The following is a 25874-nucleotide window of genomic DNA, read 5'->3' as shown; positions in this document are numbered from 1 at the left end:
TCGAAGGATTGGGAAAAATCCATCGCCAGCGCGGCAGCTTGGGTCACAATCGCACACATCCGCCGCGTCACGCGGATGCTCGCAAGACAATGAATTCACTCGAAAAGTTTTGAATCAGACTCTCAGTCGAAAATATCCTCGATCACGTCAAAGGCCTCAGACAACACCTTTTGAAACATGCTTTTGCGTTTCTTGCGCGGCTTGCTCTTCTTCGGCTTATAGGCGGGTTTCACCGGCGCAGGCTGGTGCGAAATCTTGGACCGCGACGCGGGCACAGCCGTCGCCGGGGTTTTGGCGCCCTTGCCCGGCGCCAGTGGCCGGGCCTTTTGCGCCGAAAGCGGCGCCCCGCAGGTTCCGCATATCAGCGTGGACATGCCACGCCCCCCGGGCACAAAAGCCGATTGAACGCCGCAGTAACAACAACTGAGGATCTTACCTCCGGAAATGCTGGAATGTGCGATGCCTGCCTCCTGTCCGCTTAGGATCTTTCTCTGGAAGCATATAGGGCGATTGCCGCAGCATTTGAGACGTTGAGCGATCCGAATCCCCCGGCAAAGTCGATTTTCACCAGTTGATCCACGGTTTCCTTGGTCTTTTGCCGCAGCCCCGGCCCCTCGGCGCCGAGCACCAGCGCCACTGGGCGGTCCTTGCGCCCTTCCAGCGCCTGTTCGATGGTCTGCTCTGCCTCGCCATCGAGGCCCAGCACCAGAAAGCCCATATTCTGCAGCTCGGTGATGGTATCCGAGAGGTTGCGCATCCGCAGATAGGGCTGACGTTCCAGCGCGCCGCTGGCGGTTTTCGCCAGAGCGCCGGTTTCGGGCGCCGAGTGATGGCGGGTGCCGATCACGGCGCTGGCGCCCAACACCTCGGCCGAACGTAGAATCGCGCCAACGTTATGCGGGTCAGTCACCCGGTCCAGCAGCAGAACCCGCGGCACTTCGGCGCCGATGCAGTTTTCCGCAAGACTGCCCCAGTTGAGCGGTTTCACCTCCAGCGCCGCGCCCTGGTGCACCGAATTGGGATCCAGCGGCGCGTTGAACTTGCGCGGATCAACCACCTCGGGTTCGATCCCGGCAGCCGCGATGGCCTCTTCCAGCTTGTTCTGGGCATTCAGCGTCACGATCAGCCGCAGTTTCTCCCGGCGCGGGTTCATCAGCGCATCGCGCACCGCGTGCAGGCCAAACAACCAGACGGTTTCGCTCGCGCCTGCCTTCTTGGCCTGTTCCTTTTCGATGACCCACTGGGGTTTCTTGGTGGGTTTCTTCGACATTGCTCTCTCCGATAAAAGGAATTTCAGGCCAGCGCAGAAAACTTGGTATTTTCCTGTTGACGCCCGTTGGTGCCGCTAGTAATCACGCCTCCACGTTAGGTGCAACACTCACCTGACAGTGGGCGACAGGCCGCAAGGTGTGGCAGGGGACTGTAACTCCCTCGCGGAGACGCACGCCTGGTTCGATTCCAGGGTCGCCCACCACCTTCCTCCTTGAAATGATTGAGATTTTCATCGGGAACGATGGTGGCAACCGCCCGTGTGGGGTCCAGGCCTCCCAATACAGTACTCCCCACCGCTTCAGCTCTGGCAGCCGGTTTTGCCCCGTTTCCAGCCTCACTTTATCCTCTCCCTTACCGCACACCGACCATCTGTTTCGGGGCGAATTCCCTCAAGTCCGCACTCTAGTGCCAGCTGAAAAAAGACCCGGCGCGGGACTGGGTCAATCTTCGGAAATCACTGATATCCGGCAGCGGGGACCGCGCCCCCGCGGCATCACTCTGCCGGGGTCTTGACCGCCTGCATCACCCAGGCCTCCAGCGCATCAAGATCGGCCTCAGCCGCCTCTGCCATACCGCCGGAGAAATCCTTGAAAGCCTCCACGTTCATCCGGTTGACGCCAGAAACGACCGGGATACCCATGGCGAGCGCCTCGCCGATGACCGGGCGCATGCCGCGGCCGTCGGCTTCGTGCTTGCCGAACTTGTTGACCAGCAGCACCTGCGGTGCGGGCGTCTGAGCAAGGCTCTCGGTGACCTGCCCTACCGCCTGCTCCAGCGCGCCGGGGTTCAAGCGGCAGCCGCGGGCCTCTGGCCCCAGAGACTGGGAAATGCGGATCACCTCATCCCCCGGCAGCACCCGTACATCCATGTCGCACAGCTTGTCGTCATAGCATTCGGTGTTGGTCTGAACGATTCCCGCCAGACGCAGCCCGCGCGCCTGCAAACGCTCGGCCAGCGCAGTCAGCAGCCGGTCAGTGGCGCCGCGTTCAGTGGTCATGACATAGGCCAGGCTCATCGGGAGACCTCACTTGGTTGTGGTTCTGTTCAGCGAAACAGATCCTAGCGCGGTTTCAGGGAGCGGACCAGAGGGGCATTTGCCGCGCCACCAGAAGGGCAGCGCGGCAGAAGAGGTGGCTTAGAGACCCAGCGCGTGGCGCCGTTCCTCGGCAAAGCCCTGCACGATGCGATCCGCGATCAGCGCCAGAATCGCCATCGCCGCGCCAGCAGAGATGCCCAGCCCCACATCCGCCTGCCCCAGCGCGAGGTAGATCGACTGGCCAAGACCGGTGGTGCCGATCAGCGCTGCGATCACCAGCATGGCAAAGGCATAAAGGATGGTCTGATTGAGCCCCAAAAGGATGGTCGGCGCCGCGTAGGGCGCGCGAACGTCACGCATCATCTGCCAGCGGGTCGCGCCCGAAGCGGTCGCGGCTTCGATCATATCCGCCGGTGTCTCGGTCAGCCCGTGGCGCGTGTAGCGGATCATCGGCACGATGGCATAGGCCATGATGGCGAGGAAGGCGGAGAACTCACCGATCTGGAACACCATCAGCACCGGGATCAGGAAGACAAACAGCGGGATCGTCTGCAGCATATCGCAGATCGGGCGCACCACGCGCCAGACCATGGGCGAGACTGCCGAAGCAAGGCCGATGGCACCGCCAAGCACCGCGCAGGCAAAGACCGAGGCCCCTGAAAGGTAAAGCGACAGAAGCGCCCGCTCCCACAGCCCCGACAGCAGGATCGTTGTCAGCAGCACGACAGACAGCGCCGCCAGACGCGCGCCGCCCGCGACAAAGGACAGCGCCCCCACCCCGACCAGCACAAAGGGCCAGGGCAGCTGCGAAATCCCCGTCTCCAGCATGCCCGCCGCGATCAGGATCACCACGCCCAGCGTCAGGTTCCCGCGATAGGCACAGTACAATCCCGCCACGGCCCCGGCAGCAAAGAGCGCAAGGCTCATCCCCGTGGTCCAGACAAAGCCCCAGGTGAAGGGCAGCACCGCCTGATCAAGCCCGATCCTGAGCGGCAGCAGCACGTAGAACATCACGCCGTTCTTGACGCTGGTCAGCAGCTCGGCATTGGCGCTGGTAAAGGCCGACAGGCCCGCGTCGACTCGAACCGCGGTGCTGTCGAACAGCGCATAGTCGCCCGGATGCTGCAGCTGGCCGTAAAAGGCCAGACTGGCAATCGCGCCCAGCGCAAGGATCGCCAGCGATACGCGCCCGTCATAGCTGCGGCGCTGCTCATTGGCGAGCGTGCCGCTCATCCGGTCGATCAGGATGGCGAAGATCACGATCACAAAGCCCGCCATCAGGCTGGCGCCGAACTGCGCCTTGCGCATGGTCAGCAGCACTTCCCAGCCAATATCGTCAAAACCGCCAATGACGGCAGCGATGATCACCATCGACAGGGCCGCCATCAGGCATTGATTGACGCCCACCATGATCTGCGTCGCCGCGGCGGGGATCTCGACTTGGAACAGCTGTTGCATGCGGGTGCCGCCTGCCATGACAGCGGCTTCCTTGATCTCCGGTTCGATCCGCTCCAGCCCCAGCATCACGTTGCGAGCCATCGGCGGTGCCGCATAGATGGCCGAGGCGATCAGCCCTACCACCGGGCCAAAGCCGAAAAGCACCAAGAGGGGCGTCAGATAGGCAAAAGTCGGCACCGTCTGCATCACATCGAGCAGTGCCTGCACCGGCGCCCGCACCCGGGGATATTCATTGGCCAGCACACCAATGGCACCGCCAACCAGCAGCGCCAGCGGCACCGAGACCGAAACCAGCGCCAGCGTGTTCATGCTTTCGGGCCAGTAGCCCGAGGCCAGCACCGCGCCGAGGCCCACGGCCGCCATCAGCGCCATCGCCAGCCCACCAAGGCGCCAGCCCAGCGCCACCGTGGCCGCGATCAGCAATGGCCAGGGCGTTTCGCTCAGGATCCAGCCTGCGGCCTCCATCGGATAGGCCATCAGCGCAGAGAACATCCGCGCCGCCGGTTTGATCAGGGCAAGGAAGCTCTCCATTATGCTGCCGACCCAATCGGTCGCGGGCAGCACCCAGCCTTTGGGAAAAGAGACAAGCCAGGGTGCGACGCCTTCCAGCGCCAGACACAGAATGCCCACCGCCAGCGCGATCAGCGCCGCGCGGCTGCCTTTGCTGAGCGTCATCATGCCGCCGGATCCACCTGCAGGGCCGCCGCCAGATCTGCCGGGTTCACAACACCCAGAAGCGCGCCGTTTTCGTCACGCACCGGCACGGGTTCATAAAGTTCCATACAGCGCGCCAGCGCCGCATCCAGCGTCATGTCGCGGCGCAAGCCCGGATCGTCGGGACCATGGGACAGATCCCCGCCGGTCTGCATGACCGAGGCCACATGAGCGTGCTGCCCCTTCGCGACGTCCTTGGAGAATTCGCGCACGTAATCATCCACCGGGTTCAGCACGATGTCCGAAGGCGTGCCGATCTGCACGATCTTGCCATCGCGCATGATGGCGATGCGGTCGGCCAGCTTCAGCGCCTCATTGATGTCATGGGTGATAAAGACGATGGTGGTTTTCAGCTTGGCCTGAATGTCGAGGAATTCATCCTGCAGCTGGCGGCGGATCAGCGGATCCAGCGCCGAAAACGGCTCATCCAGGAACCAGACGGAGCAATCCGCCACGAGGGAGCGCGCGATGCCGACCCGCTGGCGCTGCCCGCCGGACAGTTCACGCGGGAAATTCTTTTCGCGCCCGCCAAGGCCGACCAGTTCGATCACCTGCTGCGCCTTGGCCAGACGCTCCTTCTTGCGCATCCCCTGCACCCGCAGCGGATAGGCGACGTTTTCGGCCACGCTCATATGCGGGAACAGGCCGAAGTGCTGGAACACCATGCCCAGCTTGTTGCGGCGCAACTCGATCAGCCGTTTCGGGCTGGCGGTGCGGATGTTTTCGCCGTCGATCAGGATGTCGCCACCAGTTCCCGGCAACAGCTGCGAGATACAGCGGATCAGCGTCGATTTCCCCGAGCCGCTGAGCCCCATGATGACGAACAACTCGCCCTCTTTCACCTCGAATGTGGCGTCCTGCACCGCAGGCGTCAGCCCCTTGGCGCGCAGCGCCGCGGCAGCCTCTTCGGCAGATTGGGTTTCAGACAGCGCCTGTTTCAGGGCGCTGTCCGCATGGGCGCCGAACACCTGCCAGACATTCTGGCAGGTGATGGCTGGTGTCGACGTGTCACTCACGGCGCTTTGGCTCACTTCAGCGCGGCGTCCACGACCGGACGCCACTTGTCCTCATTGGCCGCCATCCAGTCGGCAACCACTTCCTCGACGCTGCCACCATCAACGTCGATGGCGCCCATCATCGGCTGCTGGTCTTCAACGGCCAAAGTGTAGGACGACAGGATTTCATGCGCTGCGGGCCAGGTTTCGGCCAGACCGGACCAACCCGCCTTGAAGATGCGCGAGGGGGCAAAATCGCAATCGTTGACCGCGTTGGGGTTCGGGCCCCATGCCGGATCGGTAAAGCAGGCCTCTTCGCCCTCGGGCAGGTCGACGAATTTCACGTCATAGGCGGACATCGCCCAATGGGGTTGCCAGAAGGTGATCAGCAGCGGCGTCTTGCGCTCGGTCGCGGCGCGCAACTCGACGATCAGCGCGGCCTCGGAACCCGCGGGAACCGCCTTGAAGGGCAGGTCAAGACCGGCCATGCGGTCGGCGCCGGGGGTGCCCCAGTCGGCCGGATAATCCACCAGACGGCCCTGCGGCAGGGTTTCGGCGGTGGCGAACTGCGGCGCGCAGGCCTTCAGCGCCTCCCATGCGGGCAGACCCGGGCACAGCTCAGCCACGTGGGCGGGGTAAGCAATGCCTTCCTTGGCGTCGAGTTCCAGATCACCCAGTTCCTCGACGGTGCCTTCGGCGACCTTCTTGGCGTATTCGTCCGATACGTTGGAGGACCAGATTTCCAGCGTCGCGTGGATGTCACCATCCGCGATCGCCTGGAACTGGTTCATCATGCCGGCCGAGACATATTCGACCTTGTAGCCCGCAGCCTTCAGCATCTCACCAGCGATATGAGTGGTGACGTGCTGGCCAGTCCATTCGTTGACGGCCAGTTTGATCGGCGTGTCCACCGCACCCAGATCAGCCGCTGCCGCGGCACCGGAAAGCATGGCAGAAGCGCCCAGCGCCAGTGCAAAAGAAGTTGATTTCATGGATGTCATCCCCGTTCTGTGGGCGCAACAGGCGGACCCGAAGCCCCGCGCCCTTATGTGATTTTGGTCGTCTGGTGTCGCGGGCTGCGCGGCCCATCGGGCCGCCATCTGCCGTTTCGCCACCGCCGGTCCAAGCCGTTCATCTCAGCGTATTGATGATCCAGTGTGACCGGCTACAGGACAAGGTTTTGCCTTTAATACGACCATTTGTCGAGCATTCACGGCGCTGCTGACGCATTTTCTTGATTTTCTATTTAAATTTTTGGATGGAAATTCAATTTTGAGACCGGATAACCCGTACCTCCGCCTGGCGATGCACGCCTCAGAAAGAATCAGGGGCGGCACAGATGATCGGTCGCCCCTTTCTAGTTTCAGGTTGTTACAGCACCCGCGCAAGCCGCAGCATCGCTGCAGTCACCGCGCTCAGCTGTTCTGGCGTGCTGATAAAGGGCGGCATCGTATAGATGTTATGTCCAAAGGGACGCAGGAATACGCCGGTGTCCGGCGCCAGCGCATGGGCTTCATCGGCGGACACCGGATGATCCATCTCGATCACGCCGATCGCCCCCAGAACCCGCACATCCCGCACCCCTGGCAGGTCGCGCGCCGGGGCCAGCTCTGCCTGCATCTGCGCCGCGATATCTGCAATGCGCCCCCGCCAATCCTGCCCGGTCAGCACATCGATCGCAGCGCAGGCAGCAGCGCAGGCCAGTGGATTGGCCATATAGGTCGGTCCATGCATGAAGATACCGGGATTGCCGCCACCGATGCCTTCCGCCACCCGGTCATTGGACAACGTCACCGCAAAGGAAATATGCCCCCCGGTCAGCCCCTTGCCGAGGCACAGGATATCCGGCTCAACCGAACAAAAATCGGTGGCGAACATCTGTCCGGTGCGGGCAAAGCCAGTGGCGATCTCATCAAAGATCAGCAGGACGCCGAATTCATCGCAGAGCGCCCGCGCTTGATTGAGGTACTCGGGGTGGTAGAAGTACATGCCGCCCGTGCCCTGCACCACCGGCTCCAGGATAAACCCGGCGATGCGGTCCTGCCCGGCCTCCAGCACCCGGCGCAATTCGCCGAGGCCGTTTTGCTCGGGGTCCTCGCACCACTCCTGCCCCATCGCCACCGGCGGGCGGGAGACGAAATGCTGAACGCTGAGCGCGCCCTGAAACAGGTGATGCATGCCGGTGTCGGGATCGCAGACGCTCATCGCCTTCCAGGTATCCCCGTGATAGCCCGAGCGCACGGTGGCAAATTCGCTGCGCCCCGGTTGCCCCATGGCGTGCTGGTATTGCACCGCCATCTTCATCGCCACCTCGACCGAGACCGAGCCACTGTCGCAGTAGAAGATTCGCTGCAGGCTGTCCGGCGTGATTTCCAGCAGCCGCCGTCCCAGCTCCACCGCCGACTCATGGGTCAACCCGCCGAACATCACATGCGGCAGGGTGTCGATCTGTGCCTTCATGGCCGCCGTGATCACCGGATGCCGGTGCCCGTGCATCATGCACCACCACGAGGACATGGCGTCGATCAGACGGGTACCGTCCTCCAAAGTGATATGGACGCCTTCCGCTTCCTTTACCAGAAAGGTCCGGCCGGGTTTGGTGACATTGGTATAGGGGTGCCAGAGGTGTTTCTTGTCAAACTCCAGCGGGGTCATCGGCGGGGTCATCGGGATGTCCTTCCTTCAGGTCAGCGCCATGCGGATGGTGGCAAGGTCGACATGCGCGGCGCAGGCCTCTGCGAGCGTCACCGGGGTCAGCGGATCCAGATGCGGCAGCCGTCCCAGATGCGGCACCTGCCCGAACTGGCAGATGGTGTCCTCCACCTCGGGTTCGGGATCGCCACTGAACAGCACGCCGACGACAGGGCATCCCAGATCCTTGAGCGCCATCAGCGAGAGCAGCGAATGGTTGATCGTGCCGAGCCGTGTCGCCGCGCAAAGCACCACAGGCGCACGCCAATGGGCAAAGAGATCGAGAAACAGCTCACGTCGGTTCAGCGGCACCATGACGCCGCCGGCGCCCTCGACGACCAGGGTGCCCGCGCCTTCGGGCAAGGCCAACTCCGCCAGCGAGATCTCGCCCCCCTCAGCCTCGGCCGACAGATGCGGCGAAACAGGCAGCTGCAGCCGGTATGCTTCGGGCAGAACCTGGCGCCCGGTCATGCGCGCCACGAACGCGCTGTCGGTTTCCTCCTCAAGGCCGGACTGGACTGGCTTCCAGTAACTAGCGCCCAGCGCCTGCACCAGTGCAGCGGAAATCACCGTCTTGCCGATGCCGGTGTCGGTCCCCGTGACCACCAATGTGCGGCTCATGGGCGCCGCTCCAGCACCTGTGCCAGATCGGTGAACATTTCCGTCACCACCGATTTTGAGGTGTTGAGCGTAATGGACACCCGCAGCCGCGAGGTGCCCGCAGGCACCGTCGGCGGGCGAATGCCGCGAATGTCATAGCCAAGCGCCTGCAGATCCGAGGCCAGCTGCATCGTGCGCCCGTCCCCGCCTGTGATCACTGGTAGGATCTGACAGGCAAAGCCGGTCAGACCGCACAGGCGCGCAGCCTCGGCGTGGGCATGATCAATCACCTCCCAGGCACGGTCGATGCGCGACGCATCCTGCTGCAGCAAGGCCAGCGATGCCCGCACCAGCGCGGCATTGAGCGGTGATGGCGCGGTGGCAAATATGAAAATGCGGCCCTTGTTGATCAGCATGTCGATCAGCACCTTCGGCGCGCAGATCAGCGCGCCCGAGGCGCCCAGCGCCTTGCCGCAGGTGTGCAGGCTGATGACGTTGGGCCGATGCGCGATGTCATGCGCCAGCCCGCGGCCCTGCGGTCCGAACAGGCCGGTGGCATGAGCCTCGTCCACCACCAGAACTCCGCCAGACGCGTCGGCCAGCGCCATCAGCTCGGTCAGTGGCGCCAGATCGCCATCCATGGAATAGACCGCCTCGACCGCGATCCAGACCTGCCCAATGCCGCCCGCCGCACGCCAGTCAGAGATCACCCGCGCCGCATCAGCCAAATCGTTATGGGCAAAGTTTTGCGTTTCGGCCCGGCCCAGCCGCATCCCTTCTCGGACGCTGGCGTGAATCAGATCGTCATATAGCACCAGATCGCCGCGCTGTGGCAGGGTCGCGAAGATCGCCACATTGGCGTTGAAACCGCCGCCCATGAACAACGCCGCCTCACTTCCGAAAAAGGCCGCGGCCTCTTCCTCAAGCTGATGATGTTCGCTGTCATTGCCGCGCAGCAGGCGGGAACCGCCGGCACCAACGGGCACACCCCGCTGCAACGCCGCCATCGCGGCGGCGCGCATTTCATCGCTGGCCGCAAGCCCCAGATAATCGTTCGATGAAAAATCATGCCCCGCCCGCGGGATCAGGCGGCGATAGCGGTCCTGATCCGCAAGAGATGTGAGCAGCGCCTGTTGACGCGGAAACAGAGCCGCGGCGGGATCGGCGGTGGGGTCGGCTGCCGCGATATTCATTCGCCCGCCTCGCCAATCCGCCCTTCGCAATGGGCAGCCATGGCCACCAGACCCAGCCGGTCGAACAACTGCTGATCCTTGTCTTCCTCGGGGTTGTCCGCTGTCAGCAACGTTTCCCCGACAAAGATCGAATTGGCCCCAGCAAAGAAACACATCGCCTGCAGCTCATCGCTCATGTCGGTGCGGCCTGCCGACAGGCGCACATGGCTGTTCGGCATCAGGATCCGCGCCAGCGCGATGGTGCGCACGAATTCGATGGGGTCGAGTTTCCGGACGTCTGCCAGTGGCGTGTCGGCAATCGGGATCAGCATGTTCACCGGCACCGAATCCGGGTGTTCATCCAGCGTTGCCAGCGCCAGCAGCATGTCGATCCGGTCCATCTGCTCTTCGCCCATGCCGACGATGCCGCCCGCGCAGACCTTGATCCCCGCCTCGCGCACCCGATTCAGGGTCTCGATCCGGTCGGCGAATGTGCGGGTTGTGATGATCTCGGAATAGTAACGTTCAGAGGTGTCGATATTGTGGTTGTAGTAATCCAGCCCCGCATCGCGCAGGCGGAACACCTGATCCTCCTCCAGCATGCCCAGGGTCATGCAGGTCTCCATCCCCAGCTCCCGGACCCCGTGGATCATCGCCTCCAGCGCCGCCATGTCACGCTCTTTCGGGCTGCGCCAGGCTGCCCCCATGCAATAGCGTGTGGCGCCTGCATCGCGGGCCTTTTTCGCCTCGGCGATCACCCGCTCCACCTCGATGAGCTTGCTGGCAGAGAGTTTTGCACCATTGCGCGCGGACTGGCTGCAATAGGCGCAATCCTCGGGGCAGCCGCCCGTCTTGATGCTCAGCAGCTTGGATTTCTGCACTTGATTGGGGTCAAAGGCCTGCCGGTGCACGGACTGCGCCTGAAACAGCAAATCCATGAAGGGCTGATTATAGATTTTCTCAGCCTCAGCACGTGTCCAGTCGGTTCTGATCGGCGCAGCATCGAGCATTCGGGGTCTCCCAATTTGCATTATAGATTTTTGCTCAGGAGAAACCTCCCGGACCTAGGTTTTTATAGATAATTTTGAAACACGAACGCAAGCACCGTGTGCGTGCCGCTCAAAGTTTAATTTTTTCATTTTATTTACGCCACTTACCAGCCACCTCCCACAACACCCCCCGATCGCAGAAACCCTCTTGACGGCGCGGGGGCGCCTCCCCTAGGTGTGAAAGCACGCAGGGGAGTCCCGCCACGGGGACTGAGAGGCTGACAGGACGGGAACACTCCCGGCCGGTGACGCGACCCTTAGAACCTGACCCAGTTGACACTGGCGTAGGAAGCTAGGATGCGCGTCGTTGCGGCCCCGTACAGGTCCAATTCCGCGCTGCCCGAACCGATCGGTAGGTACGACCGTTCCGCGTTTCCCCGTCCAAACCTCATCTGGTGTCTTTTCCGAGTTTTGGCTTCGAGGAGCACCGCATGACCCATCAGAATTCCACGATCGCGCCCAGCGTGACCACCGGCCCGCTGCCCGCATCGCGCAAGATCTACGTCTCCGGCGACATCCACCCTGAGATCCGCGTGCCAATGCGCGAAATCGCAACCCACCCCACCGCAGGCGAGGCGCCGCTGCCGGTCTACGACAGCTCCGGCCCCTATACCGATCCCGATCACACCACCGACATCCGCCAAGGCCTGCCCGCCCTGCGCCGGGACTGGATCCTGACGCGCGCCGATGTGGAGGAATACCAGGGCCGCGATGTAAAGCCCGAGGACAACGGATTTGTCGAAGGCGACCGGCTGACACCGGAATTCCCTCAGCGCCCGGCCCCGCTGCGCGCCACGGGCGACAGGGCGGTGACGCAGCTGGCTTATGCCCGCGCCGGGATCATCACGCCCGAGATGGAATATATCGCCATCCGCGAGAACCAGTTGCGCGAGACCTCGCCCTGTCATCGCGATGGCAATGATTTCGGCGCCATTATTCCCGATTACGTAACGCCCGAGTTCGTCCGTCAGGAGGTCGCCGAAGGTCGTGCGATCATCCCCGCCAACATCAACCACCCGGAACTGGAGCCGATGATCATCGGCCGCAATTTCAAGGTGAAGATCAACGCCAATATGGGCACCTCGGCGGTGACCTCCTCGATGGAGGAGGAAGTGGACAAGCTGGTCTGGGCGATCCGCTGGGGCGCCGATACGGTGATGGATTTGTCGACCGGGCGCAACATCCACAACACCCGCGAATGGATCATCCGCAACTCCCCCGTGCCCATCGGCACCGTACCGATCTATCAGGCGCTGGAAAAGGTGAACGGCATTGCCGAGGACCTGACCTGGGAGGTGTTCCGAGACACGCTGATCGAACAGGCCGAACAGGGCGTCGATTACTTCACCATCCACGCAGGCGTGCGTCTGCACATGGTGCCGATGACCGTCAACCGCGTGACCGGGATCGTGTCGCGCGGCGGCTCGATCATGGCGAAATGGTGCCTGCATCATCACAAAGAAAGCTTCCTTTATGAGCATTTTGAGGAGATCTGCGACATCTGCCGCCGGTATGACGTCTCCTTCTCCCTGGGCGACGGGCTGCGCCCCGGATCGATTGCCGATGCCAATGACGAGGCGCAATTTGCCGAGCTGGAAACCCTGGGCGAGCTGACCAAAATCGCCTGGGCCAAGGATTGCCAGGTGATGATCGAGGGGCCGGGCCATGTGGCCATGCACAAGATCAAGGAGAACATGGACAAGCAGCTGGAGTGCTGCCACGAGGCACCGTTTTATACGCTCGGCCCGCTCACCACAGATATCGCACCGGGCTATGACCACATCACCTCTGGCATTGGCGCCGCGATGATCGGCTGGTTCGGCTGCGCCATGCTCTGCTATGTGACACCCAAGGAACACCTGGGCCTGCCGGACCGCGATGATGTGAAAACCGGCGTGATCACTTACAAGATCGCCGCCCATGCCGCCGATCTGGCAAAGGGCCTTCCCGGCGCCCAGCGGCGCGATGATGCGCTGTCCCGCGCCCGGTTCGAATTCCGCTGGGAGGATCAGTTCAACCTCTCGCTCGACCCGGAAACCGCGCGCGATTTCCACGATGCGACCCTGCCGAAACAGGCGCATAAGGTGGCGCATTTCTGCTCCATGTGCGGGCCGAAGTTCTGCTCCATGCGGATCAGCCACGACATCCGTGCCGAGGCGCAGAAGGAAGGCATGGAGGCGATGGCCGCCAAATTCCGCGAAGGCGGCGACCTATACGTGCCCGTAAAAGACACTGAGGACGCGGGGGCATGATCACCATCGCAGGCGCGGGCCTTGCCGGGCTCGCCGCCGCGCATGAGCTGGCCCGGCGCGGGGCCGAGGTGACGCTTTATGAACGCAGCGCCCACATCGGTGACAAAAGCGCCTCCCGCTATGCCGGCGGCATGTTGGCGCCCTGGTGCGAGGGCGAAAGCGCCGAGGAGGAAGTGATCACCCTCGGCAGCCGCGCTCTCGACTGGTGGGCCCAGATCACCCCGGTGGTCCGGCGCGGCACGCTGGTGCTGGCCCCCGCCCGCGACCGGGCCGAGCTGACCCGTTTTGCCCGGCGCACCCGCGCCCATGTGGCGGTCGATGAGAGGCAGATCGCCGCGTTGGAGCCGGAGCTGGCAGGCCGGTTCCGCGCCGGGCTGCATTTCACGGAAGAGGGCCATCTGGACCCGCGCCGCGCGATCCGGGATCTGGCAGCCCGGGTGCAAGAGATGGGCGTGACCCTGCACTGCGGCACACCGGCGCCGTCGCGGGTGACGCTGGATTGCACCGGGATGGCTGCGCCCCTACCGGGCCTGCGCCCGGTGCGCGGCGAGATGGCGATCCTGCACGCGCCCGGGGTGGAGATCAGCCGCACCCTGCGGCTTTTGCACCCGCGCAGCCCCATCTACCTGGTGCCGCGTGCCGATCACCATTTCATGCTGGGCGCCACCATGATCGAAAGCAGCGCCAGCGGCCCACCCACCCTGCGCGCCCTCAGCGAGCTGATGAATGCGGCCTATGCGCTGCACCCCGGCTTGGCCGAAGCGGCGGTGGTGGAGATCGGCGCAGGACTGCGCCCAGCCTTTGCCGACAACCTGCCGGATCTGATCTGGCAGGACGGCAGCCTGTACCTCAACGGCCTGTACCGACACGGCTTTCTTCTGGCGCCCGCCATGGCCGCGCGCGCCGCAGACATTCTGATTCCGGAGACTAGTGATGCAGATCATCGTGAACGCAGATCCGCGTGACATCCGCGCCACCACCCTCGCTGCCGCGCTGGAGGAGCTGGGCTTTACCAGTCCGGCGATTGCTACCGCGCTCAACGGGCAATTTATCTCGCGCGCCAAACGCGATGACACCAGGCTAACGGCGGGCGACCGGCTGGAAGTCCTCGCCCCGATGCAGGGGGGCTGAGCGATGCGGCTATATGATGTCGACCTATCCTCGCGGCTCTTGCTGGGCACCGCGCAATACCCCTCGCCGCAGGTCCTGACCGACGCAGTGCAGGCCAGTGGCAGCGAGGTTCTGACCGTCTCCCTGCGCCGTGAAACCGCGGCGGGATCGGGCGCAGGGTTCTGGGACATGCTGCGCCAGACCGGCGCGCGCATTCTGCCCAACACCGCGGGCTGCCACACCGTGCAGGACGCCGTTACAACTGCGCAGATGGCGCGGGAAATCTTCGACACCCCCTGGATCAAACTGGAGGTGATCGGCCATGGCGATACGCTGCAACCGGATATCTTTGCCCTGGTCGAGGCCGCGCGGATCCTGTCCGAGGATGGCTTTCAGGTCTTCCCCTACACAACCGAGGATCTGGTTGTCGCCGAACGGCTTGTCGAGGCGGGCTGTGAGGTGCTGATGCCCTGGGGGGCGCCGATCGGTTCTGGTCAGGGGCTGCGCAATCCAGACGGGCTGCGTGCCATGAGGGCGCATTTCCGGGAGGTGCCGCTGATCGTTGATGCCGGGATCGGGCGGCCATCGGATGCGGCGGAAGCCATGGAACTGGGCATGGATGCGGTCCTCTTGAACACCGCGGTTGCCAAGGCGGGCGACCCTGTGGCTATGGCCCGCGCAATGGATCTGGCCATTCGGGCCGGGCGGGCTGGGTTCCAAGCGCAGCCAATGGAGCCGCGTGACATGGCGGTGCCTTCGACGCCGGTCCTTGGTCTTGCAGAGTTGATGTGATGGAACGTTTTTACCTGATTGTCGGCCACGTCGGCCGACTAGAGCTACTGGTGCCCCACGGGGTGAAACTGGTGCAGCTACGCATAAAGGACCAGCCGGATGCAGAAGTGCGCCGCCAGATCGCCCGCGCCCGCGACATCTGCGCCGTGCATGGCGCGCAGCTGGTGGTCAACGATTACTGGCAGGCGGCGCTGGATCTCAACTGCTCCTTTGTGCACCTCGGACAAGAGGACATGGAGACGGCCGATTTTGCCGCCCTGCGCCGCGCGGGCGTGCACTATGGGCTTTCAACCCATGACGAGGCAGAGCTGGATCGCGCCCTATCCCATGATCCGGCCTATGTGGCGCTGGGGCCGGTCTACCCGACCCTCTTGAAACAGATGAAATGGGATCCGCAGGGATTGGAGCGAGTGACCCGCTGGAAGTGCCTTGCCGGTAATACTCCGCTGGTGGCCATCGGAGGGCTGACGCCCGAGCGTCTGCCGGGTGTCTTTGCTGCGGGGGCCGACAGCGCCGCCGTGGTCACCGATATCCAACAGGCCCCCGACCCCGAAGCCCGCACCTGGGAATGGATCAGGGCCTGCGCATCATGAGCCAGACCGCAAGATATGCCCGCCAGATCGCCCTGCCCGAGGTCGGCGCCGAGGGACAGGCGCGGCTTTCGGCGGCGCATGTGCTGGTGGTGGGCGCCGGGGGGCTTGGCTGCCCGGTGCTGAGCTATCTGGCCGGGGCTGGTGTGGGCGAAATCACCCTGATGGACCCCGATGTGGTGGAGGAAAGCAACCTGCACCGCCAACCGCTGTTCGATATGCGGGATCTCGGTACGCCAAAGGTAGAGGCAGCCCGCCACCACCTACTACGGGCGCATCCGGATCTGCGTCTGCATGCAGATCCGCGCGCACTCGACCCGCTCAACGCGCCTGCCGCCGTGGCACAGGCCGATCTGGTGGTAGATGCCGCCGACAGTGTCGCCGCCTCCTATATCCTGTCCGATTGCTGCAAGGCGCAGAGTACGCCGCTGATTTCCGCCTCGGCGCTGGGACAATCCGGCTATGTCGGTGGTTTTTGCGGCGACGCGCCATCCCTGCGGGCGGTCTTTCCCGATCCCCCGGCCAGCGGCGCCACCTGCGCCAGCGCCGGGATCATGGGGCCGGTGGTGGGCAGCATTGGCGCACTTCAGGCGCAGATGACGTTGAAGGCGCTCTTGGGACATGCGCCCTCACCACTGGGGCAGTTGATCACGCTAGACATGGCGACGCTGACCCCCGGCGGCTTCCGCTTTGACGAAGCGGAAGAGCCGGAAATCGCCCTGCCCTTCATCGCCGCAGCCAACATCCAGCCAGAGGATCAAGTGGTCGAGCTGCGCGATCCGTCCGAGGCATCAGCGCCGGTGACACCGCAGGCCTTGCGCCTGCTGCCACAGGATATTCTGAGTGCCGAACTGCCAGACGACTGCCGGATCGTCCTGTGCTGTCACAGCGGGTTGCGGGCCTGGAGCGCCGCCCGCTGCCTGCAACAGCGCGGCTACAAAAATCTAGCGCTGCTGGCAGCGGGTGCCACGTGATCGAGCCGGGCACTCCCCGCATTCTGGTGATTGCAGGCACGGATTCCAGTGGCGGCGCGGGCCTCACCCGGGACACGGCAATGGCGCAACGGCTGGGCTGCAGCGTGGCGCCGGTGGTCACAGCCGTCACCGCCCAGACCAGCACCGCACTCACGTCGCTCTGGCCCGTACCGCCCGAAGATATCGCAGCGCAAATCACCGCTGCGCTGCGTGAGGCACCTGTTCAGGCGATCAAGATCGGCATGCTGGGCACACCCGAAGCTGCCCGCGCGGTCGCCGAGTTACTACCGCCAGAGATGCCGGTGGTTCTGGACCCGGTACTGAAGACGTCATCCGGAGGGACGCTCGGCGACCTGATCAGCCTAGCACCGTTGCTCCGACGGGTGACACTGCTGACCCCAAACCTGCAGGAAAGCGCATCCCTGTCCGGGCAGCCCGTGAGCGCGGCGCTGCCTGATCTGCAACTACAAGCGAAGATCCTGATGGGCTGGAATGGAAAAACGGATCCAACCGGATCCTCAATGCAGGTCGCCCATACTTCGGGGCCAAACGCAGTTCTAATCAAGGGTGGCCACGCGAAGGGAGCAATCAGCACCGACCATCTGTTTCAGCCTGGGCAGCACAATGCATATCACGCCCCGCGCCTGCCCCACGGCCACCGGGGCACCGGCTGCGCGCTGGCTACGGCCATCTCCTGCCAGCTGGCCCAGGGGCACGCCCTTGAGGAAGCCTGCGCACGGGCCAAGACAGCGCTGACCGAATGGCTGGTTCAGCAGCAAATCGATTAAGACCAGGGGCAGTGGCGACCCGATCCGGCGCTAGCCGGCACGTACTTCTTCGGCCTCCGGCATGCGGGCCATCTGCAAAGTAGCCAGCGTCTGGAGAAGGACAGCCTTGCGGATCGGTTTCTGCAGGAAATGATCCATTCCCGCCTCCAGACATTCTGTGCGGTGGCTGTCAAAGGCATTGGCAGTCAGCGCTACGATCACCGGTTGCGGGCCGTCCAGAGCGCGGATTTCCCTTGTCGCCTCGACCCCGTCCAGTTCGGGCATGGACATGTCCATCAGCACGAAATCCGGCATTTGCTCCCGGCAGAGATCAACAGCTTTGCGGCCATTTTCGGCCTCGACGCACTCAACAGGAAGCCCGGCGAAATATTTCTGGATCAGCAGCCGGTTGGTCCGGTTGTCCTCAGCCAGCACGATCCGGGCGCCGGTCAGAACCTCGGTTGCCACCGCAGGAGCAGTTTCCGTTTTCTGCTGAGCCGCTGGGGTTTGTTCCGGCTCCAGTTGGACTTCGAGCCGGAAACAGGAGCCCTGCCCGGCGGCTTGTTTCGGCTGCAGCGAAATGGTGCCGCCCATCCGCTCGGCCAGGATGCTGGAGATGGTCAGGCCAAGGCCGGTGCCCCCAAAGGCACGGGTGGTGGCCGCGTCCGCCTGCGCAAAACGGTCAAAGATATGCTCGGCCTGGCTTTCGGAAATGCCGATCCCGGTATCCTCGACCTCAACCACGAGCCGGTAAGGCGCCTCCGGATCACTGGTGACACGCACGACAACCCCGCCCTGCGCCGTGAACTTGACCGCGTTGCCCACAAGATTGACCAGGATCTGGCGCAAGCGGCCATCGTCACCGCGCATGCGCTGCGGCAGGGTTTCGTCGATCTCCACCTCAACCGTCAGCCCCTTGCCGTTGGCTTTGGGCCGCAAAAGGTTCACTGCCTGCACGATACAGCTGCGCAGATCGAAATCCGTCGGGGTTATGTCCAGCTTGCCGACTTCAAGGCGCGAGAGATCAAGAATGTCGTTGATGATTTTCAGCAGAGCATTGGAGGAATCGCGGATGGTTTCCACATAAAGCTGCTCTTCATCTGGCAGTTCCGCCTCGGCCAGAAGATCCGCCATGCCAAGGATGCCATTCATCGGCGTGCGGATTTCATGGCTCATATTGGCGAGGAATTCCGATTTCGCCCGGTCCGCCTGTTCGGCGTTGAGCTTGGCCTCGTGTAGCTCGCTGTTGCGCTGGGTCAGAGCCCGGTTGGCACGGATCAGCTCTTCGCGCAGGTGCACATCGCCAGAGACATCCCAGTCGACCCCGATCATGCGCAGTCGCCCGGAGGCATCGGAGAAGGCGCAGCCCAGCGCCCGGATATGCTTTTGCTCGCCGTTCTCCAGCAAGATGCGGTATTCAGAGAGGTAATTCTTGCCATCGTGCGTAGCGCGCCAGAAGGTTTCCACGGCTTGCTGGCAATCGTCCGGATGCAGGCACTTCTTCCACTCGGAGAAATTGATTTTCCCGTTCAGCGCCTCGATCCCATAAAGGTCGGACATGCGCCGATCCCAGATCAGTTCACCGGTCTCCGCGTCCAGCTCCCAGATGCCGATCTTGGAGGTCTCAACGGCAATCTCCAGACGCCGGGAAAGAGTTTCCAGATCCCGTTCGCGGCGTTTGAGTTTCTCGATCGCGTGGCTGCGGGCATCGGCCATGCGGGTGGCAAGCGCGGTGGGCACAAGGACCAGCAGCCCGCCTGCGAGCAGCAAAAGCCGCAAGGTCCAGAGGTTGTCCGGCATCACCTCCCATCGGCACTGATGACTGCTGACAAAATACCCCAGAAGCGCAAGGGACCGTCCTGCGAGGTGAAAATAGGGAAGCGCGCCACGAAGGCCTCGCCGCCCTGTACCAATTTGACCGGTCCGGCCAGAACGATTTTGCCAGTATCGCGGGCCTGCTCAGCGGCCGCGCGCTGCGCTTTGTGCTGGTTGTAATCAAGGCCCAGCGCCGCCTCGTTGCCCTTCAGCGGGTGAATGAGGGAGATCACCAGATCGGGCGCGGCGGCAAGATGGGTGATCTGCCCGTCTCGCCCGATCATCTGCGCACTCAGATCGGAAAACCGCTGCTGTGTCATGTCCGGCTCGGTCGACATCACTGCAACCAGGCCCTGCACCAACTGAATATCGGCATTGAGCGCGCCCTCAAGCCGGGATCGGATCAACCCGACCTCGCTTTGCACATCCGCGCGCAGACGCTGGCTGTAGATGGTGGAGTTCTGCTGCTCGGCAAATATCGAGGCGCCGACTAGTACCACAATGGTCACAAGCACCGACAGGTAAGAGCGATTGGACACTCCCCTGGCCACACGGCGCAAATCTGCACGTGTATTGGAACTCACGACCATCAAAAGCCTCTTAAAATTGCAATGGGTGCCGCAAAACAACCGGCAATTCCCCTTATGGCCTTAAGTGGTTCAATAGCTCTTAACGGTAGAAATATAAACATCCCCGTTGCACCTTCACCCTACCCAACGGACGTCCGCTCTCCTTTTGGCGGTACGCCATCTGGCCGCCGCAACAACACAGCCGCCCCTTGGGAGCAAGGACAATATGGCTGAACACGCGCTCCCATGCCGATAAAACCTGTGCAAAGTGACCCAAGGGAAACACCGACAAAAAATACAGTCCGCGGTCGCGTACCGGAAGGAACGGTATTCCCGCAGTTGAATCAAATCCTTACCCGAGCGTTATTCATCCCCTTGCGAAAAACAACATATATGATTTTGAAAATTTGTACTTCCCCGCCTAACATATTCAAGAACCTGCAGGAGGAAGCGGGTTCGGAACTGTCGCAAGACAGGTTTAGGGAGGAAAAAAATCATGTCAAAAATCGTAACGCGCCGCGGCGCGCTGACAGGTCTTGCCGGTCTGGGCGCAGCGGGACTGGCCGCACCCCATATCGCAACGGCGGCGAGTCACACAAAAACCTGGAAGGTGCAGACATCCTGGCCGGGCGGTGCAGGTCTGCAGATCTTCAAGGACTGGTGCGGTAGCATCGTCGAAAAGACCGGCGGTGAGCTGGCCTTTCAACCCTTTGGCGCCAATGACGTCGTCGGGGACTTTCAGCTCTATGACGCGGTGAAGAATGGGGTTCTGGACGCGGTGAACCCCTTTACCATCTATGCCCAGGGCATCATCCCGGCGGCGGTGTTCCTGTCGTCCTTCCCGCTGGGGTTGCGCAACCCGCATGAATATGACGTGTTCTACTATGGGCTTGGCGGCCTTGATATGGCGCGCGAACTCTACAAGGCGCAGGGCATGCATTTCGTCGGCCCGATCCACCACGGCCCGAATATCATCCACTCCAAGGTGCCGATCCGCTCGATCGACGATTTCCGCGGCCGCAAGATGCGCCTGCCCGGCGGCATGGTCGCCGAGATCTTTACCGAGATCGGCGCCGAAACCACGGTTCTGCCAGGCTCGGAGATCTTCCCGGCGCTGGAGAAGGGTACCATCGATGTGGCCGACTATGTGGGTCCGGCGGTGAACTACTCGCTCGGCTTCAGCCAGGTCACCGATTACATCGTCATGGGTCCTCCGGGCTTCATGTCGCTCTACCAGCCGGTAGACATCATGGACCTGACCGTGGGCATGGAGAGCTGGAACGCGCTGTCGCCGCAGATGCAGCAGTTCGTCGAAATGGAGACCCACGTCTATTCCGACATGCACCACGCCGCGATCCAGGCCGCCGACCAGGAAGCCTGGAAAAAGTTCGAGGCCGACGGAACCGAGGTCACCCGCCTCAGCCAGGACGATGTGGAGCTGATGACCGAGGTCGCCGTCCCGGTCTGGTACAAATACGCCAACCGCGACAAATCCAGCGCCCGCATCTTCAAGACCATCCTCGACTACATGCAGTCCGGCTCGCTTGGATATGTGGACCCGGCCCTGACCGAAGGCATGTCGCTGGATCTGTAATCAGACCCTAGGCGACGCTGACCAATGCGGACCCGCACATCGCGTGCGGGTCCGTTGCTCTGACCTCAAACAATCAAAAATAACGGGGGACCCCATGCCCAGCCTCGATGTCACCTTGCCCCATTGGGCCTATTGGGTGGGACTGATCGTCTTTCCGCTGGTGGCCATGGTCCTGGCCAGGCGGCCACGGACCGGCCCCAGCAAATATACCAACGCGCTTGGCTATTTCATTCTCGTGACCGGCGGCATGCTGGGTCTGCACCGCTTCTATCTGCGCAGCCTGATGGGCCTGGCCTTCATCCCGGTCTTCATTCTGATCCTGATCTCAAACTCCAACGGCCAGGAAGCCCGCAGCGTGCTGTCGGATGCCTCCAACGTGGTTCGTCAGGCGGAACGGACGCTGGAGCGCGAAACCGGCCGGATCGAAGCCGCCGAGGCGGACCTGCCCAAGATGCGCGCGGATCTGGCCGAGGCCGAGGAAGGCACCTTTGCCAAACGCCGCGCCGAAAAGAACATCGCCCGCGCCGAACAGCGGCTGAGTGACGGGCGCGAAAGGATCGCGCAGGCAACCGAGGATCTGAAAACCGCCACCCCCGCGCTGGAAGTGGCAGGCGACAATCTGGCCTTCTGGAACAAGGTGGGCGCCTATGCGCTTTATGTGCTGCTGGCGGCGATGCTGGTCGATGCAGTGCTGATGCCGGGTCTGGTGCGCCGCGCCAATCAGAACCTGCCCGAGGAAGAACCCGAAAGCGAAGCGGAAAGGGCCCTGCGGGAGCTGGAAGAATCTGAGCGGGTCGAGGATTCCAGCCATGTGTCGACGGGCTGGACCGGCTGGATCGACCGGACATCCCTGATGGCGGGTGAATTCGTCAGCTATTGGGCGGTAATCGCGGTCTTCGTCTATTACTTCGAAGTGATCAGCCGCTATGTCTTCGGCTCGCCCACCAACTGGGCACACGAGGCGATGTATCTGATGTTCGGCATGCAGTACCTGATTGCCGGCTCTTATGCGATGCTGACCGAGGCGCATGTACGCGTCGACATCTTCTATGCGCCACTCAGCCGTCCGAAACGGGCCTGGGCGGATCTGTTTACCTCGATCTTCTTCTTCATCTTCGCCTTCACCCTGCTCTTCACCGGCTACAAGTTCGCGCTGGACGCAAACGCGGTGGCGACCGGCAACGGGGTCATCTCGGAATGGGCGCGCGGCAATATCGGATTTGGTGAAATGCTGGGCAGCATGAGCCTGGCGCAATGGACCGATCCGAATATCCGCTGGGGCGAAATCAGCTTCAATGAATGGGAAATCCCGCTGTGGCCGATGAAATGGGTCATGGTGATCGGCGGCCTGCTGTTGGTTCTGCAGGGTATTTCCAAGCTTGCGCAGGACGTGCGCGCAATCGTGAAGGGGGCCTAAGACATGGGTCTGGAAATCGGAATTGAGTGGCTGACACTCATCATGTTCGGCTCGCTGCTGGCGCTTTTGCTGGCGGGGCTACCGCTGGCCTTTGTCACCGGCGGTCTGGCCTGCGTGTTCCTCTATGTGCTTGGCGATGAGAGGGCACTGAATATCGTGCCCAGCCGGATCTTCCCGCTGATGACCAATTATCAGCTCTCGGCGATCCCACTCTTTATCTTCATGGCCTCGATGCTGGAACGGGCCGGGATCATCAACGACATGTTCGATGTGATCTACAAGGTGCTGGGCGGCGTCAAAGGCGGCCTTGCCGCCGCGACCATCATCGCCTCAACCGTTCTGGCGGCCATGGTGGGCGTCATCGGCGCCGCGGTGGTGACCATGGGCATCATCGCCCTGCCCGCGATGCTGAAACGCGGCTATGATCCGAAGATCGCGATGGGGTCGATCATGGCGGGCGGCACGCTCGGCATCCTGATCCCACCGTCGATCCTGGCGATCATCTATGCCGTGGTGGCCGAGCAATCGGTGGGTGAACTGTTCATCGGCGCGGTGTTTCCGGGGCTGATGCTGTCGGGCACCTATGTGCTCTATGTTATCCTGCGCTCTACGATCAATCCCAAGCTTGGCCCGCCGATCCCGGTGGAAGAACGCGTCAGCTTTGCAGAGAAGATGCGCCTGATGGGCAATATGTCGGCGCCGATCGCTCTGATCGTCATCGTTCTGGGGGTGATCTTTACCGGTGTTGCTACCCCGGTTGAGGCGGCCGGCATCGGCACCTTCGGTGCCTTCATAGTCGCCGCCATCCACCGCAAGCTGGACTGGCAGACCGTGCGCGAAGCCTCGATCGGCACGCTCAAGGCCAGCGCCATGGTGATCTGGATCATGTTCGGCGCCACCATCTTTGTCGGGCTCTACGTGCTCGAAGGCGGCCAGCAATTCGTGCAATCGGCGCTGGAGGCCACCGGCTTTGGTCCCTGGGGCATCCTGATCATCATGATGATCGTGCTGGTGGTCCTCGGCATGTTCCTTGACTGGGTAGGCATCCTGCTGCTCTGCGTGCCGATCTTTGTGCCGATCATCAAGGCGATGGGACCTGAACCCTTTGGCCTCACTTCCGAGGCGGATCTGGTGCTGTGGTTCGGGGTGCTCTACCTCGTCAACATGCAGATGAGCTTCCTGTCACCGCCCTTTGGCTATGCGCTGTTCTACCTGCGCGGCGTGGCTCCGGCAGAAATCCCGATGACGGACATCTTCAAATCGGCGCTGCCCTTCCTCGGCCTGCAGATCCTTGGCCTGATCCTCTGCATGGTGTTCCCCGAGATCATCACCTGGCTGCCGCGCCTCGTATACGGCTAAGCAAGACTGCCGCCGAACCGGCCAAACATCCAAGCATGAGCCGCTCCGCCCCGGGGCGGCTCATTTTTTTGTGACTTTTTGCAGTTGCGGCCCATTGTCCCTGCCATCACCGCGCCCAGACCCGCATCGCAGACAGCATTGTTCATCAAAATCAGCCGGTTGAATATGTTTTCCGCCGGAATTCACGCCACTGTAACACCCGCAAGGGACAGGGCCGCAGCTCCGGTTTTGCCAAAGGAGTTTCAAATTTCGCTTGCCATGCCCATCTGCTAGGGTATCGGGACAATCAAGAAGCAATAATACAGCAGGCGCATGACCGACACGACCGACCTACACAGCACCCCCCGGGGTGCAACTCCTGCACGCGACTGGGTGAAAACCCTTGCCGGCTACCGGGATCCCAACCAGCTGCGCAGCGCCTTTGAACTGGGTGCAACCGTCATTCCCTTCGTGATTCTCTGGGCGCTGGCCTGGTGGAGCCTGTCGGTCAGCTACTGGCTGGCCTTCGGCATTTCCCTTTTCAACGCCGCCTTCCTGCTGCGGCTCTTCGCCATTCAGCACGACTGCGGCCATGGCGCCTTCTTCCCCAACCGGACCTTCAGCGACTGGATCGGGCGCGTCATGGGGGTTGTCACACTGACGCCCTATGATGTCTGGCGCCGCACCCATTCGGTGCACCACAGCGCCACCGGCAACCTCGACAAACGCGGCATGGGCGACGTCCACACGCTGACCGTCGCCGAATACCGCGCGCTTGGTCCGTTTCAGCGCCTTGTCTACCGGCTTTATCGCAATCCACTTGTGCTTTTTGGCCTTGGCCCCAGCTATCTGTTCCTGCTGCAAAACCGGGTGCCGTTGGGACTGATGGACAGTGCGAAATACTGGGTCAGCGCCATGCTCACCAATCTGGCCATTGCGGCGGCGCTGCTGACGATCTGGTATTTCGGCGGCTGGCAACCGTTGCTGCTGATCTTCCTGCCGACCACCCTGCTGGCGGCCACCATCGGCGTCTGGCTGTTCTACGTGCAGCACCAGTTCGAACATACCAACTGGGACAGCAACGAAGACTGGCAGCTGCATGACTCCGCCCTGCACGGCAGTTCCTACTACCAGCTGCCCGCCGTGCTGCAGTGGTTCAGCGCCAATATCGGCATCCACCACGTGCATCACCTTTACAGCCGCATACCGTTCTACCGGCTGACCGAAGTGCTGCGCGACCATCAAGAACTGGCCGAAAGCAACCGCATGACCATCCGCGAAAGCCTGGCCAATGCGCGGCTGCACCTCTGGGACGAAGACAGCCGCCGCCTGTTGTCCTTTGCCCAGGCCCGCCCGCTGCTGGCGACGGCCTGATCCGGGTCAAAGCCACCCTGTAACCGCGTCTTTCATGAGCAAAGACGCGGTTCACTCAGCTTAATACTCCGAAAACTCTCGCTATTTTTCCGGATCGCCGGAAACTCTCTGTTTGCAACGCGCATGCCAGGGTTTTCCGATCTGTGGACGTGGGGTCTGATCAACATGCATCAATTGCTCGAAAAAGAAGAGGCTGCGCTGCGGCGCAGGGCATTGTTCCGGCTGCTGCGCCGGTTCGATTTCGACGCGCCGGAATTCAAGGGAGAGGCGATCTCTGATCCGGTGCCTGCCAGCG

Annotated in this window: 23 protein-coding genes, 1 tRNA gene, 1 pseudogene and 1 riboswitch; of the genes and pseudogenes, 13 read left to right on the top strand and 12 right to left on the bottom strand. The window is 62.6% G+C overall.

Going from position 1 to position 25874, the window contains the following annotated elements; genetic code table 11:
- Window positions 1-93 (top strand): annotated as a pseudogene (locus tag AAFO90_RS12810) (IS5/IS1182 family transposase); the annotation flags it as partial.
- A gap of 29 nt (window positions 94-122) precedes the next feature.
- Here the strand turns inward: AAFO90_RS12810 and AAFO90_RS12805 are convergent.
- Window positions 123-374, bottom strand: coding sequence for a hypothetical protein (locus AAFO90_RS12805; RefSeq protein WP_274833000.1), 252 nt, complete (start codon window positions 372-374; stop codon window positions 123-125).
- A 104-nt stretch (window positions 375-478) separates the two neighbouring features.
- Window positions 479-1270 carry a 23S rRNA (guanosine(2251)-2'-O)-methyltransferase RlmB gene (gene rlmB, locus AAFO90_RS12800; RefSeq protein WP_065273016.1) on the bottom strand — a complete coding sequence of 264 codons (792 nt, stop codon included), beginning with the start codon at window positions 1268-1270 and terminating at the stop codon, window positions 479-481.
- A gap of 120 nt (window positions 1271-1390) precedes the next feature.
- On the opposite strand from rlmB, the gene AAFO90_RS12795 reads away from it, so the two are divergent.
- A tRNA-Tyr gene (locus AAFO90_RS12795) sits at window positions 1391-1474 on the top strand.
- Between the two features lie 291 nt (window positions 1475-1765).
- Here the strand turns inward: AAFO90_RS12795 and AAFO90_RS12790 are convergent.
- From AAFO90_RS12790 to bioB, 8 genes are all read right to left on the bottom strand, one after another.
- Window positions 1766-2287 (bottom strand): DUF2478 domain-containing protein, encoded by a 522-nt coding sequence (locus AAFO90_RS12790; RefSeq protein ID WP_347509642.1) that lies wholly within the window; start codon window positions 2285-2287, stop codon window positions 1766-1768.
- 120 nt (window positions 2288-2407) lie between these two features.
- Window positions 2408-4444, bottom strand: a complete 2037-nt coding sequence (locus AAFO90_RS12785) for an ABC transporter permease subunit (protein ID WP_347509641.1) — start codon at window positions 4442-4444, stop codon at window positions 2408-2410.
- A complete protein-coding gene (locus AAFO90_RS12780; RefSeq protein WP_347509640.1) occupies window positions 4441-5496 on the bottom strand; it encodes an ATP-binding cassette domain-containing protein in 1056 nt (351 codons plus the stop codon). Before AAFO90_RS12780 ends, AAFO90_RS12785 begins: the two co-directional genes overlap by 4 nt.
- Window positions 5497-5507: 11 nt before the next feature.
- Window positions 5508-6467 (bottom strand): ABC transporter substrate-binding protein, encoded by a 960-nt coding sequence (locus tag AAFO90_RS12775; protein WP_065273013.1) that lies wholly within the window; start codon window positions 6465-6467, stop codon window positions 5508-5510.
- 379 nt (window positions 6468-6846) lie between these two features.
- Window positions 6847-8142, bottom strand: coding sequence for an adenosylmethionine--8-amino-7-oxononanoate transaminase (gene bioA / locus AAFO90_RS12770; RefSeq protein WP_347509639.1), 1296 nt, complete (start codon window positions 8140-8142; stop codon window positions 6847-6849).
- A gap of 15 nt (window positions 8143-8157) precedes the next feature.
- Entirely contained in the window at window positions 8158-8787 is a 630-nt protein-coding gene (gene bioD / locus AAFO90_RS12765; protein ID WP_347509638.1) for a dethiobiotin synthase, read from the bottom strand.
- Window positions 8784-9959, bottom strand: a complete 1176-nt coding sequence (locus AAFO90_RS12760; protein ID WP_347509637.1) for an 8-amino-7-oxononanoate synthase — start codon at window positions 9957-9959, stop codon at window positions 8784-8786. The genes bioD and AAFO90_RS12760 overlap by 4 nt, the downstream gene beginning before the upstream one ends.
- Window positions 9956-10948 (bottom strand): biotin synthase BioB, encoded by a 993-nt coding sequence (bioB, locus tag AAFO90_RS12755; protein WP_065273009.1) that lies wholly within the window; start codon window positions 10946-10948, stop codon window positions 9956-9958. Before bioB ends, AAFO90_RS12760 begins: the two co-directional genes overlap by 4 nt.
- Before the next feature lie 218 nt (window positions 10949-11166).
- Window positions 11167-11295: riboswitch (TPP riboswitch) on the top strand.
- A 123-nt stretch (window positions 11296-11418) separates the two neighbouring features.
- Here bioB and thiC point away from each other — a divergent pair.
- Genes thiC through AAFO90_RS12720 form a run of 7 tightly spaced genes read left to right on the top strand, consistent with a single transcriptional unit; the run spans window position 11419 to window position 17493 of the window.
- Window positions 11419-13239 (top strand): phosphomethylpyrimidine synthase ThiC, encoded by a 1821-nt coding sequence (gene thiC, locus AAFO90_RS12750; RefSeq protein WP_347509636.1) that lies wholly within the window; start codon window positions 11419-11421, stop codon window positions 13237-13239.
- Complete coding sequence (locus AAFO90_RS12745; protein ID WP_347509635.1) at window positions 13236-14204, top strand: FAD-dependent oxidoreductase; 969 nt, start codon at window positions 13236-13238, stop codon at window positions 14202-14204. Before thiC ends, AAFO90_RS12745 begins: the two co-directional genes overlap by 4 nt.
- Window positions 14173-14370 carry a sulfur carrier protein ThiS gene (thiS, locus tag AAFO90_RS12740; RefSeq protein ID WP_347509634.1) on the top strand — a complete coding sequence of 66 codons (198 nt, stop codon included), beginning with the start codon at window positions 14173-14175 and terminating at the stop codon, window positions 14368-14370. The genes AAFO90_RS12745 and thiS overlap by 32 nt, the downstream gene beginning before the upstream one ends.
- 3 nt (window positions 14371-14373) lie before the next feature.
- Window positions 14374-15141, top strand: a complete 768-nt coding sequence (locus AAFO90_RS12735) for a thiazole synthase (protein ID WP_347509633.1) — start codon at window positions 14374-14376, stop codon at window positions 15139-15141.
- Window positions 15141-15734 carry a thiamine phosphate synthase gene (locus AAFO90_RS12730; protein WP_347509632.1) on the top strand — a complete coding sequence of 198 codons (594 nt, stop codon included), beginning with the start codon at window positions 15141-15143 and terminating at the stop codon, window positions 15732-15734. Before AAFO90_RS12735 ends, AAFO90_RS12730 begins: the two co-directional genes overlap by 1 nt.
- Window positions 15731-16705 carry a HesA/MoeB/ThiF family protein gene (locus AAFO90_RS12725; protein ID WP_347509631.1) on the top strand — a complete coding sequence of 325 codons (975 nt, stop codon included), beginning with the start codon at window positions 15731-15733 and terminating at the stop codon, window positions 16703-16705. Before AAFO90_RS12730 ends, AAFO90_RS12725 begins: the two co-directional genes overlap by 4 nt.
- The gene (locus AAFO90_RS12720) at window positions 16702-17493 is read left to right on the top strand and encodes a hydroxymethylpyrimidine/phosphomethylpyrimidine kinase (protein WP_347509630.1); all 792 of its coding nucleotides are present in this window, start codon (window positions 16702-16704) and stop codon (window positions 17491-17493) included. The genes AAFO90_RS12725 and AAFO90_RS12720 overlap by 4 nt, the downstream gene beginning before the upstream one ends.
- A 30-nt stretch (window positions 17494-17523) precedes the next feature.
- On the opposite strand, the gene AAFO90_RS12715 is transcribed toward AAFO90_RS12720, so the two are convergent.
- Both AAFO90_RS12715 and AAFO90_RS12710 read right to left on the bottom strand, forming a co-directional pair.
- Window positions 17524-19272 (bottom strand): ATP-binding protein, encoded by a 1749-nt coding sequence (locus AAFO90_RS12715; RefSeq protein WP_347509629.1) that lies wholly within the window; start codon window positions 19270-19272, stop codon window positions 17524-17526.
- Entirely contained in the window at window positions 19272-19826 is a 555-nt protein-coding gene (locus tag AAFO90_RS12710; RefSeq protein WP_347509628.1) for a CHASE domain-containing protein, read from the bottom strand. The genes AAFO90_RS12715 and AAFO90_RS12710 overlap by 1 nt, the downstream gene beginning before the upstream one ends.
- A 526-nt stretch (window positions 19827-20352) precedes the next feature.
- Here AAFO90_RS12710 and dctP point away from each other — a divergent pair.
- The 4 genes from dctP to AAFO90_RS12690 all read left to right on the top strand — a co-directional run bounded on the left by dctP (window position 20353) and on the right by AAFO90_RS12690 (window position 25579).
- Window positions 20353-21450 (top strand): TRAP transporter substrate-binding protein DctP, encoded by a 1098-nt coding sequence (gene dctP / locus AAFO90_RS12705; protein ID WP_065273001.1) that lies wholly within the window; start codon window positions 20353-20355, stop codon window positions 21448-21450.
- A gap of 94 nt (window positions 21451-21544) precedes the next feature.
- A complete protein-coding gene (locus AAFO90_RS12700; protein WP_274830066.1) occupies window positions 21545-22867 on the top strand; it encodes a TRAP transporter small permease subunit in 1323 nt (440 codons plus the stop codon).
- A gap of 3 nt (window positions 22868-22870) precedes the next feature.
- On the top strand, window positions 22871-24226 hold the full coding sequence (locus tag AAFO90_RS12695; RefSeq protein WP_065272999.1) for a TRAP transporter large permease subunit: 1356 nt from the start codon (window positions 22871-22873) through the stop codon (window positions 24224-24226).
- A 312-nt stretch (window positions 24227-24538) separates the two neighbouring features.
- A complete protein-coding gene (locus AAFO90_RS12690; protein ID WP_274837722.1) occupies window positions 24539-25579 on the top strand; it encodes a fatty acid desaturase in 1041 nt (346 codons plus the stop codon).
- Window positions 25580-25874: the final 295 nt, after the last annotated feature.

Source organism: Phaeobacter sp. CAU 1743 (assembly GCF_039839315.1).
GTDB classification, from domain to species: Bacteria; Pseudomonadota; Alphaproteobacteria; order Rhodobacterales; family Rhodobacteraceae; genus Phycobacter; species Phycobacter gallaeciensis_A.
The sequence above is the reverse complement of the archived record's forward strand: the minus strand, read 5'-3'. Positions and strand labels throughout refer to the sequence as shown.

Excerpts from the sequence above, each read along its gene's own strand:
- AAFO90_RS12805 (WP_274833000.1), bottom strand. The coding sequence starts at position 374 with ATGTCCACGCTGATATGCGGAACCTGCGGGGCGCCGCTTTCGGCGCAA.
- rlmB (WP_065273016.1), bottom strand. The coding sequence starts at position 1,270 with ATGTCGAAGAAACCCACCAAGAAACCCCAGTGGGTCATCGAAAAGGAA.
- AAFO90_RS12790 (WP_347509642.1), bottom strand. The coding sequence starts at position 2,287 with ATGAGCCTGGCCTATGTCATGACCACTGAACGCGGCGCCACTGACCGG.
- AAFO90_RS12785 (WP_347509641.1), bottom strand. The coding sequence starts at position 4,444 with ATGATGACGCTCAGCAAAGGCAGCCGCGCGGCGCTGATCGCGCTGGCG.
- AAFO90_RS12775 (WP_065273013.1), bottom strand. The coding sequence starts at position 6,467 with ATGAAATCAACTTCTTTTGCACTGGCGCTGGGCGCTTCTGCCATGCTT.
- bioA (WP_347509639.1), bottom strand. The coding sequence starts at position 8,142 with ATGACCCCGCCGATGACCCCGCTGGAGTTTGACAAGAAACACCTCTGG.
- bioD (WP_347509638.1), bottom strand. The coding sequence starts at position 8,787 with ATGAGCCGCACATTGGTGGTCACGGGGACCGACACCGGCATCGGCAAG.
- AAFO90_RS12760 (WP_347509637.1), bottom strand. The coding sequence starts at position 9,959 with ATGAATATCGCGGCAGCCGACCCCACCGCCGATCCCGCCGCGGCTCTG.
- bioB (WP_065273009.1), bottom strand. The coding sequence starts at position 10,948 with ATGCTCGATGCTGCGCCGATCAGAACCGACTGGACACGTGCTGAGGCT.
- thiC (WP_347509636.1), top strand. The coding sequence starts at position 11,419 with ATGACCCATCAGAATTCCACGATCGCGCCCAGCGTGACCACCGGCCCG.
- AAFO90_RS12745 (WP_347509635.1), top strand. The coding sequence starts at position 13,236 with ATGATCACCATCGCAGGCGCGGGCCTTGCCGGGCTCGCCGCCGCGCAT.
- thiS (WP_347509634.1), top strand. The coding sequence starts at position 14,173 with ATGCAGATCATCGTGAACGCAGATCCGCGTGACATCCGCGCCACCACC.
- AAFO90_RS12735 (WP_347509633.1), top strand. The coding sequence starts at position 14,374 with ATGCGGCTATATGATGTCGACCTATCCTCGCGGCTCTTGCTGGGCACC.
- AAFO90_RS12730 (WP_347509632.1), top strand. The coding sequence starts at position 15,141 with ATGGAACGTTTTTACCTGATTGTCGGCCACGTCGGCCGACTAGAGCTA.
- AAFO90_RS12725 (WP_347509631.1), top strand. The coding sequence starts at position 15,731 with ATGAGCCAGACCGCAAGATATGCCCGCCAGATCGCCCTGCCCGAGGTC.
- AAFO90_RS12715 (WP_347509629.1), bottom strand. The coding sequence starts at position 19,272 with ATGCCGGACAACCTCTGGACCTTGCGGCTTTTGCTGCTCGCAGGCGGG.
- dctP (WP_065273001.1), top strand. The coding sequence starts at position 20,353 with ATGTCAAAAATCGTAACGCGCCGCGGCGCGCTGACAGGTCTTGCCGGT.
- AAFO90_RS12700 (WP_274830066.1), top strand. The coding sequence starts at position 21,545 with ATGCCCAGCCTCGATGTCACCTTGCCCCATTGGGCCTATTGGGTGGGA.
- AAFO90_RS12695 (WP_065272999.1), top strand. The coding sequence starts at position 22,871 with ATGGGTCTGGAAATCGGAATTGAGTGGCTGACACTCATCATGTTCGGC.
- AAFO90_RS12690 (WP_274837722.1), top strand. The coding sequence starts at position 24,539 with ATGACCGACACGACCGACCTACACAGCACCCCCCGGGGTGCAACTCCT.